General features: G+C 59.6%; 13 protein-coding genes and 1 tRNA gene. 3 read left to right on the forward strand and 11 right to left on the reverse strand.

The window, feature by feature from the left end; translation table 11 throughout:
* Positions 1-16: 16 nt before the first annotated feature.
* The 4 genes from ABLV49_RS17050 to ABLV49_RS17065 form a co-directional block, all read right to left on the reverse strand.
* Positions 17-781: an SDR family NAD(P)-dependent oxidoreductase gene (locus tag ABLV49_RS17050; RefSeq protein WP_349278295.1), complete on the reverse strand. Its 765-nt coding sequence runs from the start codon at positions 779-781 to the stop codon at positions 17-19.
* 215 nt (positions 782-996) lie between these two features.
* Positions 997-2,247 (reverse strand): thiolase family protein, encoded by a 1,251-nt coding sequence (locus ABLV49_RS17055; RefSeq protein ID WP_349278297.1) that lies wholly within the window; start codon positions 2,245-2,247, stop codon positions 997-999.
* Between the two features lie 16 nt (positions 2,248-2,263).
* Positions 2,264-4,120: a feruloyl-CoA synthase gene (locus tag ABLV49_RS17060; RefSeq protein ID WP_349278299.1), complete on the reverse strand. Its 1,857-nt coding sequence runs from the start codon at positions 4,118-4,120 to the stop codon at positions 2,264-2,266.
* Between the two features lie 671 nt (positions 4,121-4,791).
* Positions 4,792-4,868 (reverse strand) — tRNA-Arg (locus ABLV49_RS17065).
* A 309-nt stretch (positions 4,869-5,177) separates the two neighbouring features.
* Here ABLV49_RS17065 and ABLV49_RS17070 point away from each other — a divergent pair.
* Both ABLV49_RS17070 and ABLV49_RS17075 read left to right on the forward strand, forming a co-directional pair.
* Positions 5,178-5,753 (forward strand): phasin family protein, encoded by a 576-nt coding sequence (locus ABLV49_RS17070; protein WP_349278301.1) that lies wholly within the window; start codon positions 5,178-5,180, stop codon positions 5,751-5,753.
* A gap of 96 nt (positions 5,754-5,849) precedes the next feature.
* A complete protein-coding gene (locus tag ABLV49_RS17075) occupies positions 5,850-6,443 on the forward strand; it encodes an NAD(P)H-dependent oxidoreductase (RefSeq protein ID WP_349278302.1) in 594 nt (197 codons plus the stop codon).
* Between the two features lie 22 nt (positions 6,444-6,465).
* Here the strand turns inward: ABLV49_RS17075 and ABLV49_RS17080 are convergent, their stop codons facing one another.
* The 4 genes from ABLV49_RS17080 to ABLV49_RS17095 are packed head-to-tail and all read right to left on the reverse strand — an operon-like array spanning position 6,466 to position 9,334.
* The gene (locus ABLV49_RS17080; protein WP_349278304.1) at positions 6,466-7,254 is read right to left on the reverse strand and encodes a helix-turn-helix domain-containing protein; all 789 of its coding nucleotides are present in this window, start codon (positions 7,252-7,254) and stop codon (positions 6,466-6,468) included.
* A gap of 35 nt (positions 7,255-7,289) precedes the next feature.
* Positions 7,290-7,871, reverse strand: a complete 582-nt coding sequence (locus ABLV49_RS17085) for a response regulator (protein WP_349278306.1) — start codon at positions 7,869-7,871, stop codon at positions 7,290-7,292.
* The gene (locus ABLV49_RS17090; protein WP_011800204.1) at positions 7,872-8,516 is read right to left on the reverse strand and encodes a response regulator; all 645 of its coding nucleotides are present in this window, start codon (positions 8,514-8,516) and stop codon (positions 7,872-7,874) included.
* Positions 8,513-9,334 (reverse strand): sensor histidine kinase, encoded by an 822-nt coding sequence (locus tag ABLV49_RS17095; RefSeq protein WP_349278309.1) that lies wholly within the window; start codon positions 9,332-9,334, stop codon positions 8,513-8,515. Before ABLV49_RS17095 ends, ABLV49_RS17090 begins: the two co-directional genes overlap by 4 nt.
* A gap of 394 nt (positions 9,335-9,728) precedes the next feature.
* Between ABLV49_RS17095 and ABLV49_RS17100 the strand changes: the two genes are divergently transcribed.
* Positions 9,729-10,172 (forward strand): universal stress protein, encoded by a 444-nt coding sequence (locus ABLV49_RS17100; RefSeq protein WP_349278311.1) that lies wholly within the window; start codon positions 9,729-9,731, stop codon positions 10,170-10,172.
* An 88-nt stretch (positions 10,173-10,260) separates the two neighbouring features.
* On the opposite strand, the gene aspS is transcribed toward ABLV49_RS17100, so the two are convergent.
* The 3 genes from aspS to ABLV49_RS17115 all read right to left on the reverse strand — a co-directional run bounded on the left by aspS (position 10,261) and on the right by ABLV49_RS17115 (position 13,113).
* A complete protein-coding gene (gene aspS / locus ABLV49_RS17105) occupies positions 10,261-12,048 on the reverse strand; it encodes an aspartate--tRNA ligase (protein ID WP_415838055.1) in 1,788 nt (595 codons plus the stop codon).
* Between the two features lie 67 nt (positions 12,049-12,115).
* Entirely contained in the window at positions 12,116-12,745 is a 630-nt protein-coding gene (locus ABLV49_RS17110; RefSeq protein ID WP_349278315.1) for a DUF502 domain-containing protein, read from the reverse strand.
* Entirely contained in the window at positions 12,745-13,113 is a 369-nt protein-coding gene (locus tag ABLV49_RS17115) for an FmdB family zinc ribbon protein (RefSeq protein ID WP_349278317.1), read from the reverse strand. Before ABLV49_RS17115 ends, ABLV49_RS17110 begins: the two co-directional genes overlap by 1 nt.
* Positions 13,114-13,122 lie beyond the last annotated feature (9 nt).

Here is a 13,122-nt window from a genome sequence, read left to right on the forward strand (position 1 = left end):
GGTTGTTTTCCGAAGTTCAACGCGGGGCCATGCGCAATGCGCCGTCGAGGCGGATCACTTCGCCGTTCAGGTGTCCGTTGCTCACGATGTGGCAGGCCAGCTCGGCAAACTCGCTCGGCTTGCCCAGGCGAGAAGGAAACGGAATGCTCGCGGCCAGCGAGGCCTGCACCGGCTCGGGCAGGGTTTTCATCAGTGGCGTGGCGAACAGGCCCGGCGCGATGGTGCAGACACGGATGCCGTGCAGCGCCAGGTCGCGCGCCATGGGCAGCGTCATGCCGACCACGCCGCCCTTGGAGGCGCTGTAGGCCTGCTGGCCGACCTGGCCGTCAAAGGCCGCCACCGAGGCGGTGAACACCATCGCGCCGCGCTCGCCGTCTTCCATCGGCGCGAGTTTGGCGCAGGCGGCTGCGAACAGGCGGGCCACGTTGTAGGTGCCGACCAGGTTGACGTTGACCACCCGGGCGAAATCTTCCAGCGGCGCCGGCGAGCCGTCCTTGCCGATGACGCGCTTGGCGGCGCCAATGCCGGCAATCTGCATCAGGATGCGGGCCGGGCCATGGGCGGCTGCGGCGGCGTCGATGGCCGCTTGCACGCTGTCGCCGCTGGTCACGTCGCACTGGCAGGCCAGGCCGCCAATCTCGGCTGCCACGCGCTGGGCATTCTCCAGGTTCACGTCCAGCACGGCAACCTTCGCGCCCAGGCGGGCCAGTTCGCGGGCGGTGGCTTCGCCGAGGCCGGAGCCGCCGCCGGTGACCAGCGCGGCTTGTCCTTGAATGTGCATGATGTCAATTCCTTTTTGCTATTGTTTATGTAGCTACTTGCGCCCGTGGAGCATACGCAATAGGCACTTTTTGTTTAAAAATCACTGGTTTTTTCACTGTCGGGTGACGCTACGCCACACCCGCCTGCCAGTCACTATGTTTTTAATAGCTGCTTATGCATGCGGGTCGTGCGCAAAAGTCACTTTTGATTCATATTTTTCTGAAAAACACCAGCTCAGGCTGCCTCGGGGTTCTCCAGCAGCAGCGCAATCCCCTGGCCGCCGCCGATGCAGGCCGAGGCAATGCCCCAGCGCACGCCGGCGCGTTTCATTTCGCGCGCCAGCGTGATGGTCAGGCGCACGCCGGTGGCGGCCAGCGGATGACCGAGCGCAATCGCGCCGCCGTTGACGTTCAGACGGCTCAAATCCAGCCCGAGTTCGCGGCCCACGGCCAGCGTCTGCGCGCCCTGCGCTTCGTTGATCTCGAAGCGGCCGATCTGCGCCAAGCTCAAGCCGCAACGCGCCAGCAGCAGCTGGATCGCCGGTGCCGGGCCGATGCCCATGATCTCGGGCGGCACGCCGACCACGGCTGAGGCGACCACGCGGGCCAGCGGCGTTTTGCCCTGCGCCTTGGCGTAGGCGCCCGAACTCACCACGGCCGCCGCCGCCGCATCGACCAGCGCGGCGCTGTTGCCGCCGGTCTGCACGCCGCCTTCATAGACCGGCTTGAGCCTGGCCAGCACGTCGGCGGGCGAGAGGCGGGCATGGGTGTCAAGCGCCACTTCCGTGGTCTTTCCCTGCAGGCGGATACCGCGCGGCTTGTAGCCCTCCAGCTCGAATTTCTCGGTGACGATGGGCACGATTTCACCGGCATGGAAACCGCTTTGCTGCGCCGCCACGGCCTTGGCGAACGAGCTGGAGGCGAATTCATCGACCTCCTCGCGCTGGATGCCATATTTTTTCGCCAGGTTCTCGGCCGTCTGGATCATGTTGATCCCGGCGGCCGGGTCTTTGAGCGCCTCCCACATGTAGTCCTTGAACCCCACGGGCGCGCCGAGCTTGAAGCCGGTGCGGTGGTCGAATGCGGCAATCGGGTTGCGCGTCATGCTTTCGGTGCCCACGACCAGCGCAGCCTCGCAGGCGCCGCCCTGGATCTGCTCGCCGGCCTGGCGAAACAGCTCAAAGCCGGTGCCGCAGATGCGCTGGGCCATCAGGGCCGGCACGTCCACCGGCACGCCGGCATACAGGCCGATGTGGCGCGGCAAAAAGAACTGGTCAAAATCGCCGGGCGCCATGTTGCCGGCAATCACCGAGCCGATGTCCTCCCCGGGCACGCCAGCGCGCGCTAAGACTTCGCGGGCCACCTTGATGCCCAGGTCGGTGGGCGAGATGTGGCCGAGTGCGCCGCAGTAATCGACCATGGGGGTGCGCACGCCGGCCAGCATCCAGATGTCATCGAAGGCGTTGAAAAAACCAGTGTGTGCCATGCGAATTTCTCCCTGTTCAGGCTTGGGGTTTGAGGATGTAGTGCAGCTCGTCGGCATGCAGCTTGTTCACGGTGTCGGCGCGGTGGGTCAGGACGGCGCGCTGGTTGATCGAGCCCTTGTCGGTGACTTCGCCGCGCTCTATCGTCGGCGGGTCGGCCAGCAGGCACAGGCGGGCGATGCGGTTGGCGCTGCCGGTGGCGGTCTTGGCCAGCTCGTTGAGCACTTGCTGGAAGTGGGCCAGCACCGGCGGGCTGTCGAGCACGTCGTGCATGGAAGTGCCGGCCGGCAGGCCGCTCAAGCGCCGCACCGCCGGGGTCGGGAACACCATGGCGCCGACTTCCTTCAGGTTGATGCCGGTCAGCACCACGTCCTGGATGTAGGGCGCGCCGGCAGCTGTGATCCTGGCGCGCAGCGGGCCGACGCTCACGAACGTGCCGGTGGCGAGCTTGAAGTCCTCGGCAATGCGGCCGTCAAACTTCAGGCCCTTGTGGATGTCGGTCTCGTCGATCCACTTGACCGCATCGCCCGAGCAAAAGAAGCCTTCCTCGTCAAAGGCCTCGGCGGTTTCCTGCGGCGCGCGCCAGTAGCCCGGCGTGATGTTGGGGCCACGGTAGCGGATTTCGGTCTTGCCCTGGAGATCGACCAGCTTGACCTGCATGCCTGGCGTCGGCACGCCGAGGTCGCCGGCCTGGACATTGGGGCTGGTCACATACAGGCCGAACGGGCCGGATTCGGTCATGCCCAGGCCGGTCGCCATCACGATGCGCTCGCCGATCTCAAGCTCTTCGCTCTCGTACAGGCTGTCCCACACCGGCTGGGCCAGCGAGGCGCCGGCATAAAAGAACATCTGGACGCGCGACAGCAGGGTCTTGCGCAGCTGGCTGTCGGTTTTCATGGCCAGGGCAATCGCTTCGAAACCCGTGGGCACGTTGAAATACACCGTGGGGGCGATTTCACGCAGGTTGCGCAGGGTTTCGTGCATCAGCGCCGGGGTCGGCTTGCCGTCGTCGATGTAGAGCGTGCCGCCGTGGTAGAGCACCATGCCGACGTTGTGGTTGCCGCCGAAGGTGTGGTTCCACGGCAGCCAGTCCACCAGCACGGGCGGCGCCTCGGTGAGCACCGGCATCGACTGGGCCATCTGCTGCTGGTTGGCGCACCACATGCGCTGGGTGTTGATGACGGCCTTGGGCAGCTTGGTCGAGCCGCTGGTGAACAGGAATTTGGTGATGGTGTCCGGGCCGGTGGCGGCCATCGCGGCGTCCACCGCCGGGGTTTCGGCGGTGGCGGCCAGCGCTGCAAAAGAGGTGCTGGGCCGGCCCGCCAGTTCGCCTTCGAGCAGGACCACTTCCATGTCCTCGCTGGCCACGGCCTGCAGGGCCTTGCCATAGCGGGCCGCATCGCTGGCAAACAGCATGCCGGGTGTCACGGTGCGGATGACATGCCTGAGTTTTTCGTAATCGGTGCTGATCAGCGAATAGGCGGGCGAGGTCTGCACGAAGGGCACGCCGGCGAGCAGGCAGCCGAGCGACAGCAGCGCATGCTCGATGCTGTTTTCGCTCAGGATGACCACCGGGCGCCGGGCGCTCAGGCCGCGCTCGATCAGTCCCTGGGCAATATTGCGCGCCGTTTGCCAGGTTTGCGCATAGCTCACATGGCGCCAGTCGCCCAGGCTGCCGTCGGCCAGCTTGATGCGCCGGGCAACGAAGCTGCGCTCGGGCACGGTCTGCGCCCAGTGCCTGAGCCTGTCCGTCATGCGCTCAGGATAGGGCTGAAGCGCCTGGTCGGCCTGCAGGTAATGGACGCCCGGCGCGCCGTCGCGCAGCGTGACACGGGTCACGCCAAAGGTCAGGGGCCGGAATTTCATGGGGGTCATGGGTTTGTCTCCTCTGGAACTGGGTATCTCGTTTTGTGCCGCCGCTGCCAAGGCGGAGGGTCAGGTTTTCTGCACCTTGGCATCGGGAGCCGCCTGGGCGATCGACGCCATCAGTGACTCGGTGAACCAACCGTGTCGGTCGCCGTCCGGGCGTGCGTCGCAGGTAAGGGTTTAGGAGTGTTTGTCATCGGGTTCCTTGGCTCAAAACAGGTTATGAATTAAAACCATCTAGTTATTAAATATAACTATGATTTAAATCCAGCGCATCTGTTTTTTGGTCAGTACTTACCCTGATGTGGCGTGTGAATGCCGCACCGCCCTCGTCTGCGCCTCCTCGCAGAAGGCGGGGTTAGGCCTGTGCGCTGACCAGCGAAGGCTGCCATCCGGTGATCAATGCGCGCGACGAGACACGCCTGCTCACGCGACAAGTTGGTGGCGAGGCAGGCCATGCGATAGAAGGTATGCCACAGCCCTATGCAACGGCCACGGTGGCCAGGCTGGTGGAAGTCGCAAACAAGGTGCAATTTACGGTGGACCGGACCACCTTGTTGCGTGTCGTAAACGCAGAGAGGGGGAATAAGCCACGCAACAAGTCACGCAAGGGTACGGGGCGTTAAGGTAGCGCAGAAACGAAAAAGCCCTAGAACATCACTGTTCTAGGGCTTGTCGTCTGGTGCGGCTGGCAGGAATTGAACCCACGACCCCTTGGTTCGTAGCCAAGTACTCTATCCAACTGAGCTACAGCCGCCAAGCTTTAAATTATAGCGTAGTTATTAAACCCAAAACGGTGAAATCAGCCAGGCAAATGAATTTTTTGACCATCGCTCTGGATTTCCGTTGAAAGAAGCCGTGTTGACGGCTCAACAAAAACTCAACAGTCGCTGCATGGCCTCTGTCCATGCTTGCGCTTCATGGAGGCAGTTTGTTGATTACATGAAGTTACCCGTGCTGAATGAAGGGCTTGCGCCAGATCAAAAGGTACTGGCGAAGTGACTCACAAAATGGACTCACTGCATCAAGATTTTCCTGAATTTTCAACCCTTAAAGGAAATTACCAGTGAGCCAAAAATCATCTCGTCCGTTTTCTTCTCAAACCCAGCCTGAGGGTACGTCGCCAGTTCTGAACTTCTGGTCAGACCTTGTCCGGGAACAATATGCGACAGCCATGGGAGCGGCCTGCACATGGTTTCGCAGCAGAGAAACCCTGCACCAGGCCCGGCAGCAAGCGACCCATCAGGCCTTGATGATTCACGAGGCGGCGGCACAAAAGCTGTGCGCTGCAAATGGCCCTGTCGATCTGCCAGGCATTCACTCAGACCTGATGAGTTTTTATTGGGAAAACCCGATTCAATACTGGCAGCAAGTGGCCACAACGAGTATGCAGACGCAGATGGAAATGATGGCCCAGATGAACCACATGTTCATTGGCAAGACCAAGGACCGCATGGAACGGGCTTTAAGCAACTTTCCGGCAGCCTTGCCTGAACGCGAGGAAGCTTTCAAGGGAAAAACCGGCAGCCCCACCCGACAGCCCATCTCCCGTATCGCATCCGGTAAAGCCATATCCCCAATGAATGGCCACCTACCTGCGGGACATGAGCGCCCGCCTGCGTCGGCACAAGCCCTTGAGTAGCCAATTTTTCAATTTGCGAATGAAAACTGGCTATTGCGCTTACTACACCTGCACATACAGCTATATTATTGATAGCATAAAAAATCTTGCGCATTCATGACGCTTCAACGAATTCTCCTGGTTCAGGGGCATCCGGATATGTCCCAGCCCCATCTTTGCCATGGTTTGGCCGATGCCTATGCCCTTGGTGCGCAACATACCGGCCATCTGGTGCGCAGGACCAACGTGGCCGAACTTGATTTCCCCCTGCTGCGCAGCCAGCAGGCATGGGAAGAAGGTTCGCTGCCAGCAGGCTTGCAACAGGCCCAGGCAGACATTCGCTGGGCGGAACATATCGTTTTTTTCTTTCCACTCTGGCTGGGCGACATGCCAGCCCTGCTCAAGGGTTTTCTGGAGCAGATAGCACGGCCAGGCTTTGCCTTTGAACGCGAGGGCAGCAATGCGGCCTTCACAAAAAAAGCCCTGACAGGCCGATCAGCCCGGATTGTCGTCACCATGGGCATGCCCGCCCTGCTCTACCGCTGGTATTTCCGGGCGCACAGCATCAAGTCACTGGAGCGCAATATTCTTGGCTTCGTTGGGATCAAGCCGGTCCATGAGACGCTGATAGGCATGACTGCCAGCCTCAACGAGGCAGACGCCGGGAAATGGCTGAAGAAATTGCAGCGAATGGGCGAACAAGCCCAGTGAAGGGAAAACCATGGATTGCGCCTCAATTCAAGCCCGTCTTGAAAGCTCGCGTCAAACCCTCGACATCAACAAGCCGAATGTGGCGCTTGTCCACTTCAAGCAGACGCAACTGCTGAAAGGTGGAAAAGGTGCGGCTGACGGTTTCCAGTGTCATTCCAAGGTAGCTGCCGATCTCGGCACGCGACATCCGCAGGTGAAATTCGGTGGCCGAATAGCCGCGTACTTTCAGGCGGTGCGACAAATTGAGCAAAAAAGCGGCCAGCCGTTCTTCGGCATTCATGCTTCCGAGCAGGGTCATCAAGCTGTGCTCGCGCAAAATCTCGCGGCTCATGATTCGCGCAAACACCTGCTGCAGGCCGGAGTTGCCTGCCGCCAGTTCAGTCAGCTGGGCATAGGGAATGGCGCAGACCTCGGCGTCTTCCAGCGCAATGGCACTGCTGGCATGGGTTCCATAAGCCACTCCGTCCAGACCCATGATTTCTCCGGTCATGCAAAACCCGTTGACCTGCTCTCTTCCGTCCGCCAGCATCAGCTTGGATTTGAAGGTGCCGCTGCGCACGGCATAGAAGAACTGAAAACGGTCGCCTTCACGATAAAGGGTCTGCCCTGTCTTGACCTTGCGCCTGCCGAACCTGAATTCGTCCAGACGCTGCACATCGCTCACGGCGATTCCACAAGGAAGGCACAACTCCCCCAGGTGGCAACTGGAGCAGCGCATCTTGAGGGGATTGGCCGGTGGCACGGAGGTGACTGTCTGATGCCTGACGCGAGGTTCCGGGGGAGAGGTTAAAGCTTCAAGAACGGCAGACATGATGAACACTCCTTTTTTATACAGGCTCTGAAATTTCAATAATCGGTATGCTGCGAGGCATTGAACACCGCTTGCGCGAGTTGGTCGAATTCATGGGTCTTGTCAAGAAAACCATCGGCTCCAGCACCCAGATAGCGTTTGCGATAACCTGGGTCCGAGCTATTGCTGAAGACGACAAAAGCGATGCTTGGTGCTGCGTGGCGAATTGCCCGCAATACCTGCAGACCCGACCCGCCTTCGAGTTGAACGTCCAGCACCACGACGTCCGGATACACAGCAAGAATGCCCTCAATCGAGTCCTGCGGTGTTTCGGCCTGGCCGACGATCGTCATCGCGCTGGCGCCGAGCATTGAAGCGACGCGCTCCCTTATCAGGGATGAGTCATCTGCAATAAAAACCCTTACAGAGATAGAGATGTCTTTTTGATCCATCTTTGTAATGTGCTGCTCATCAATACCGCACGCCATGCGTGTTGCCTGACAGCCAGCGTCAGAAATGTCTGGATAAGTCAATGGTCCGCACCGATCACGCCTAAGCCAATCCCGAAAAAGCAGCATGCAGGAGAGACTTTCGCCCGGACCCGACTGAAGCCTACCTGAATGAAGATTCAAAAGCATTTACGGCTCCAGAGGCTCGGTAACGCCATGCTTGATGGCATAGCGAATCAGTTCACTCTGGTTTTGCAGGTTCATTTTCTGCATGAGGTTGGCTTTGTGGGTGCTGATGGTTTTTGCCGAAAGATTCAGTCGCCCTGCAATATCCGTGACGGACATGCCTATGGCGATCAAACGGAAGACCTCGAACTCCCGGTCCGTCAGCTTCTCGTGCGCTGCGGCGCTTGAACCCAGCATCGAGCCCAGAGCCAACTGTTCGGCAACGCCAGTACTGATGAAAGCGCCCCCCGCAGCAATCTTGCGCAACACCTGCATCAGTTGCATCGGCGCGCTTTCCTTGGTCAGGTAGCCGCTGGCACCACACTTGATCGAGCGAACGGCGTATTGGAGTTCTTCATGCATGCTGAGCACAAGGATGCGAAGCCTGGGTTTTTCGCATCGCACCATCTTGATCAACTCCATGCCACTGCGCCCTGGCATGGACAGATCAAGCACCAGAACATCAAAATCTGATTCACGCACCTGCTGCATGACTTCTGTTCCGTTTGCAGCTTCTCCCACCACCGTCATGTCCTCCGCCAAAGTGACAATGCGCTTGAGCCCTTCCCTGACGATGGCATGGTCGTCCGCGATCACGATCCTGATCATCCGCAGGCTCCCATGGGGTCCAGGGGAATGCTGACCTCAATGCAGGTACCCTGCCCCGGTGCGCTGCGGATAGCAACGCGTCCGCCGAGCAGTTGCGCGCGCTCGCGCAAACCCATGAGCCCCAGCGATTGCGGCTTGCGTTCTGCAGTGGAAAAGAATCCACAGCCATCGTCCTGCACCACCAGTTTTACCGTATCCAGCGTCTGGTCCAAAGTCACCACGACTTGCGAGGCGGCGGCATGCTTGGCAATATTATTCAGTGACTCCTGAACGATACGGAATACCGCAGTGGCGTAGGGCTCCGGCAGTTCCAACCCCAGTCCCCCGTTGATCGACAGCCTACAGGGAATACCGCAGCGCTGCATAAAGCTGCTTGCGAGCCATTCGATGGCCGGCGCCAAGCCCAGGTCATCGAGCAGCAGCGGCCGCAAGTCGGCGGCCATGCGGCGTGTCGCGGCAACCGTACGGTCAAGCATTTCCACCATGTCGGTCAGCTTTGCAGCAACCATTGCAGGCCAGGCGTCTGCCTGGTCGCGAACCCAGATAGCATCCATCTTCAATGCCGTCAGCGACTGTGCAAGCTCATCGTGCAGTTCACGGGCCAGGCGCGATTTTTCTTCCTCACGGATGGCGTTGGCTGCCACGGCGAAGGCGCGACGCTCGTCCAAAAGCCGCGCTGCTTCGGTTAGCCCCACCACCCCGTCAACCGCAAATACTTGCGCTGAAGGCTGCAGGCCGCAAATCTGGCGACATGCCGCCCGGCCCCCGACTCTCGTTAATGCTTTTGATTTCACGTCAACATTGAAACGATTCTTCATAAATTCCCCTGAAGGATTTCACATTTGCATGCCTGGCTTCAGATCATTCGCGGCTGTTCTGAAGCGCTTCTGAACGCTTCGCTGATAGAAGAACCGGGAGTGATGCATATCTTTCCATCAACCTGTTCATGCAATGTTTTGACCTTACGGCAAATGAGTGCGCAGATAGATGAATGGAAGACCTTATCTACAAACAGTTATCGCCGTTACAGAGTGTTCTACCCAGTTCAACTGGTTTTTGAAACAAGAACTGACTCCAGTTCTTGCTGACTTCAGCAACACCTTCAACCATGCTTCGGCAAGCAAGCCTATTGCATGTCTTGACATGAATCAATACCGGCAGGCAGCGACACGCTTACGCTAAAAATTTTGTATCCAGATTGGAGAATCCATCATGTACCAGCGAATTCTTGTAGCGACTGACGGCTCTGATCTTTCAAGGACCGCTGTGAACAGTGCCATTGAGCTGGCGGCGGCCATAGGTGCGGAACTGGTAGCGCTGTATGTCGTGCCGCGCTACCCTGTCAGCTATTTTGAAGGCGGCATAACGATTTCGGTTGAGGATATTGCCCGTACCGAAAAGCAGTGGAACGACAAGGGCCAGGCTGTAGTGGACTCGGTACGGCAGGAAGCCGAGGCCCGGGGCGTCAAGGCCCAGGCGGTTGTTGCGCAGTCTGACCTGGTCGCGGAATCCATCATGGCTACCGCCAAAAAACACAATTGCGACCTCGTCGTCATGGCGTCGCATGGCCGAAAAGGCATCAAACGGGTGCTGCTAGGCAGTGAAACCCAGCATGTACTGACACACAGCACTGTGCCCGTGCTGGTGCTGCGCTAACGCTGTCGGCGCTATACCTGTCCGCTCATCAAACTAAAAAGGGCACCTGCAAGGTGCCCTTTTTGCTGAATGCGTAACCCTGCCGCGTTCAGATCGGAAGCGGATTGCGCAGGCGGATATGCAACTCGCGCAACTGTTTCTCATCCACCGGACTCGGCGCATGGGTCAGCAGGCATTGTGCGCGCTGGGTCTTGGGGAAGGCAATCACGTCGCGAATCGACTCGGCGCCGGTCATCATGGTCACGATGCGGTCCAGGCCGAAGGCCAGGCCACCGTGCGGCGGCGCGCCATACTGCAGCGCATCAAGCAGGAAGCCAAACTTCAGCTGAGCCTCTTCCGGGCCAATATTCAGTGCGCTGAACACCTTGCTTTGCACGTCGGCGCGATGGATACGCACCGAGCCGCCGCCCAGTTCCCAGCCGTTGAGCACCATGTCATAGGCCTTGGCGATGCAGCGTCCGGGGTCGGTGTCCATCCAGTCTTCATGGCCGTCTTTCGGGGCGGTGAAGGGATGATGCACCGCGCTCCAGCGCTTGCCGTCCTCGTCATATTCGAACATCGGGAAATCAACCACCCACAGCGGCTTCCAGCCCTTGACGAACAAGCCGGATTTTTTGCCGAAAGCGCTGTGGCCGACCTTCAGGCGAAGCGCGCCGATGCTGTCGTTGACCACCTTGGACTTGTCGGCGCCAAAGAAAAGGATGTCACCGTTTTGCGCACCGGTGCGCTTGAGGATTTCAGCCACCGCCGCATCGTGAATGTTCTTGACGATGGGGCTTTGCAAGCCTTCACGGCCCTTGGCTGTGTCATTGACCTTGATCCAGGCCAGGCCCTTGGCGCCGTAAATCTTGACGAATTCGGTGTAGGCATCAATTTCGCTGCGGCTGATTTCAGCGCCGCCGGGCACGCGCAGGGCCACCACGCGGCCACCGGGAGTAGTCGCCGGGGCGCTGAAGACCTTGAAGTCCACATCGGCCATCACGTCGGTCAATTCGGTGAATTCGAGGTTGACGCGCAGGTCGGGCTTGTCCGAGCCGTAGCGGTGCATCGCATCGGCATAGGCCATGACCGGAAATTCGCCCAGGTCGGTGTTCAGCACCGTCTTGAACATGTTGCTGATCATGCCCTGGAACATGTCGCGGATTTCCTGCTCGCCCATGAAGGATGTTTCAATATCGATCTGCGTGAATTCGGGCTGGCGGTCGGCGCGCAGGTCTTCGTCGCGAAAGCACTTGGTGATCTGGTAGTAGCGGTCAAAACCGGCCACCATCAGCAATTGCTTGAACAGTTGCGGGCTTTGCGGCAGGGCAAAAAACTGGCCTTCGTTGACGCGGCTGGGCACCAGGTAATCGCGCGCGCCTTCGGGCGTGCTCTTGGTCAGCATGGGCGTTTCGATGTCGATGAAACCGTTGGCATCAAGAAACTTGCGCGTCTCCATCGCCACGCGGTAGCGCAGCATCAGGTTGTTCTGCATGTAGGGGCGGCGCAGGTCGAGCACCCGGTGCGTGAGGCGCGTGGTTTCCGACAGGTTGTCGTCGTCGAGCTGGAACGGCGGTGTGACGCTGGGGTTGAGCACGATCAGTTCATGGCACAGCACCTCGACCTGGCCGCTTTTGAGGCTGGCGTTGGCCGTGCCTTCAGGACGGGCGCGGACAATGCCTTTGACCTGAACGCAGAACTCGTTGCGCACGTCTTCGGCGATGCCGAACATCTCGGCCCGGTCCGGGTCGCACACCACCTGCACATAACCTTCGCGGTCGCGCAGGTCGATGAAGATCACGCCGCCATGGTCGCGCCGGCGGTTGACCCAGCCGCACAGGCTGACCGTCTGGCCCATCAGGCTTTCGGTCACCAGACCGCAATAGTTGGAACGCATTTGAGCGACTTGTGTATCAGCGATAGCCATAAAAAATACTCGAAAATTGTCAGCGCTGCTGCGCTGTTTACAGGGGGGGATTCAGCGGTGGGGTGGGACGTGCCGCGGGAACCACCACGCCCATGGAGATCACGTAGGTCAGTGCCTCATCGACACTCATCTTCAGCTCAATGCATTCGGTTTTCTTGAGCATGACGAAATAGCCGCCCGTGGGATTGGGCGTTGTCGGAACATAGACGCTGAGGTAGTCAGACGGCAGGTGGTTCACCACATCGCCACCTGGAAAGCCCGTGAGGAAACCAATGGTCCAGACACCCTCACGTGGCCATTGCACCAGCAATGCCTTGCGAAAGGCATTGCCGTTCTCGGAGAACAGGGTGTCGGAAACCTGCTTCACGCTTGAATAAATCGACCGGACAATCGGAATCCGGCGCAGCAAGGCATTGCCGACCAGGAGCAGCTTCTTGCCCAGAAAGTTGCTGGCAAGCGCGCCTATCACCAACACGATGCCAAGCGTCAGCAGCACGCCAAAACCGGGAAGATGAAAACCCAGCAGCCGGTCGGGGTGCCAGGCGACGGGAAGTATCTGCAGGGTCTGGTCCAGCGTTCCCACAATCCAGTTGAGCACCGCCAGGGTGATGGCCACGGGCACCAGCACCAGAAGTCCTGCCAGCAGCCACCGGCGAATCGAACTCATCATGAGGATTTGGTGGAAGCGTCGCCGCTGGTGCTCTTGCTGCTGGACGGTGCTGCAGCTGGCGCAGGGCTTGCTGCGGTCGAGGCGCCTGCCGACGCGGAAGTGGCAGTGGTGTCGGTGGACTTGCTTGCGGCAGGTGCCGCTGTCGGGGTATCGGCCGGCTTGCCGGCTGGCGCGGCGTTGTTGCCGCCGCGAAAATCAGTCACATACCAGCCCGAACCCTTGAGCTGAAAACCAGCGGCGGTCAACTGCTTCTTGAAGCTGGATACGCCGCATTGCGGGCATACCGACAAGGGTGTATCCGACATTTTTTGCAGGACGTCCTTGGCAAATCCGCAGGATTCGCATTTGTAAGCATAGATAGGCATGGTGCTTGG

The sequence above is a fragment of the Polaromonas hydrogenivorans genome (assembly GCF_040105105.1).
Classification (GTDB): domain Bacteria; phylum Pseudomonadota; class Gammaproteobacteria; order Burkholderiales; family Burkholderiaceae_C; genus Polaromonas; species Polaromonas hydrogenivorans.

Excerpts from the sequence above, each read along its gene's own strand:
- ABLV49_RS17055 (WP_349278297.1), bottom strand. The coding sequence starts at position 2,247 with ATGGCACACACTGGTTTTTTCAACGCCTTCGATGACATCTGGATGCTG.
- ABLV49_RS17090 (WP_011800204.1), bottom strand. The coding sequence starts at position 8,516 with ATGATCAGGATCGTGATCGCGGACGACCATGCCATCGTCAGGGAAGGG.
- ABLV49_RS17050 (WP_349278295.1), bottom strand. The coding sequence starts at position 781 with ATGCACATTCAAGGACAAGCCGCGCTGGTCACCGGCGGCGGCTCCGGC.
- ABLV49_RS17060 (WP_349278299.1), bottom strand. The coding sequence starts at position 4,120 with ATGACCCCCATGAAATTCCGGCCCCTGACCTTTGGCGTGACCCGTGTC.
- aspS (WP_415838055.1), bottom strand. The coding sequence starts at position 12,048 with ATGCGTTCCAACTATTGCGGTCTGGTGACCGAAAGCCTGATGGGCCAG.
- ABLV49_RS17095 (WP_349278309.1), bottom strand. The coding sequence starts at position 9,334 with ATGAAGAATCGTTTCAATGTTGACGTGAAATCAAAAGCATTAACGAGA.
- ABLV49_RS17100 (WP_349278311.1), top strand. The coding sequence starts at position 9,729 with ATGTACCAGCGAATTCTTGTAGCGACTGACGGCTCTGATCTTTCAAGG.
- ABLV49_RS17115 (WP_349278317.1), bottom strand. The coding sequence starts at position 13,113 with ATGCCTATCTATGCTTACAAATGCGAATCCTGCGGATTTGCCAAGGAC.
- ABLV49_RS17110 (WP_349278315.1), bottom strand. The coding sequence starts at position 12,745 with ATGAGTTCGATTCGCCGGTGGCTGCTGGCAGGACTTCTGGTGCTGGTG.
- ABLV49_RS17080 (WP_349278304.1), bottom strand. The coding sequence starts at position 7,254 with ATGTCTGCCGTTCTTGAAGCTTTAACCTCTCCCCCGGAACCTCGCGTC.
- ABLV49_RS17075 (WP_349278302.1), top strand. The coding sequence starts at position 5,850 with ATGACGCTTCAACGAATTCTCCTGGTTCAGGGGCATCCGGATATGTCC.
- ABLV49_RS17085 (WP_349278306.1), bottom strand. The coding sequence starts at position 7,871 with ATGCTTTTGAATCTTCATTCAGGTAGGCTTCAGTCGGGTCCGGGCGAA.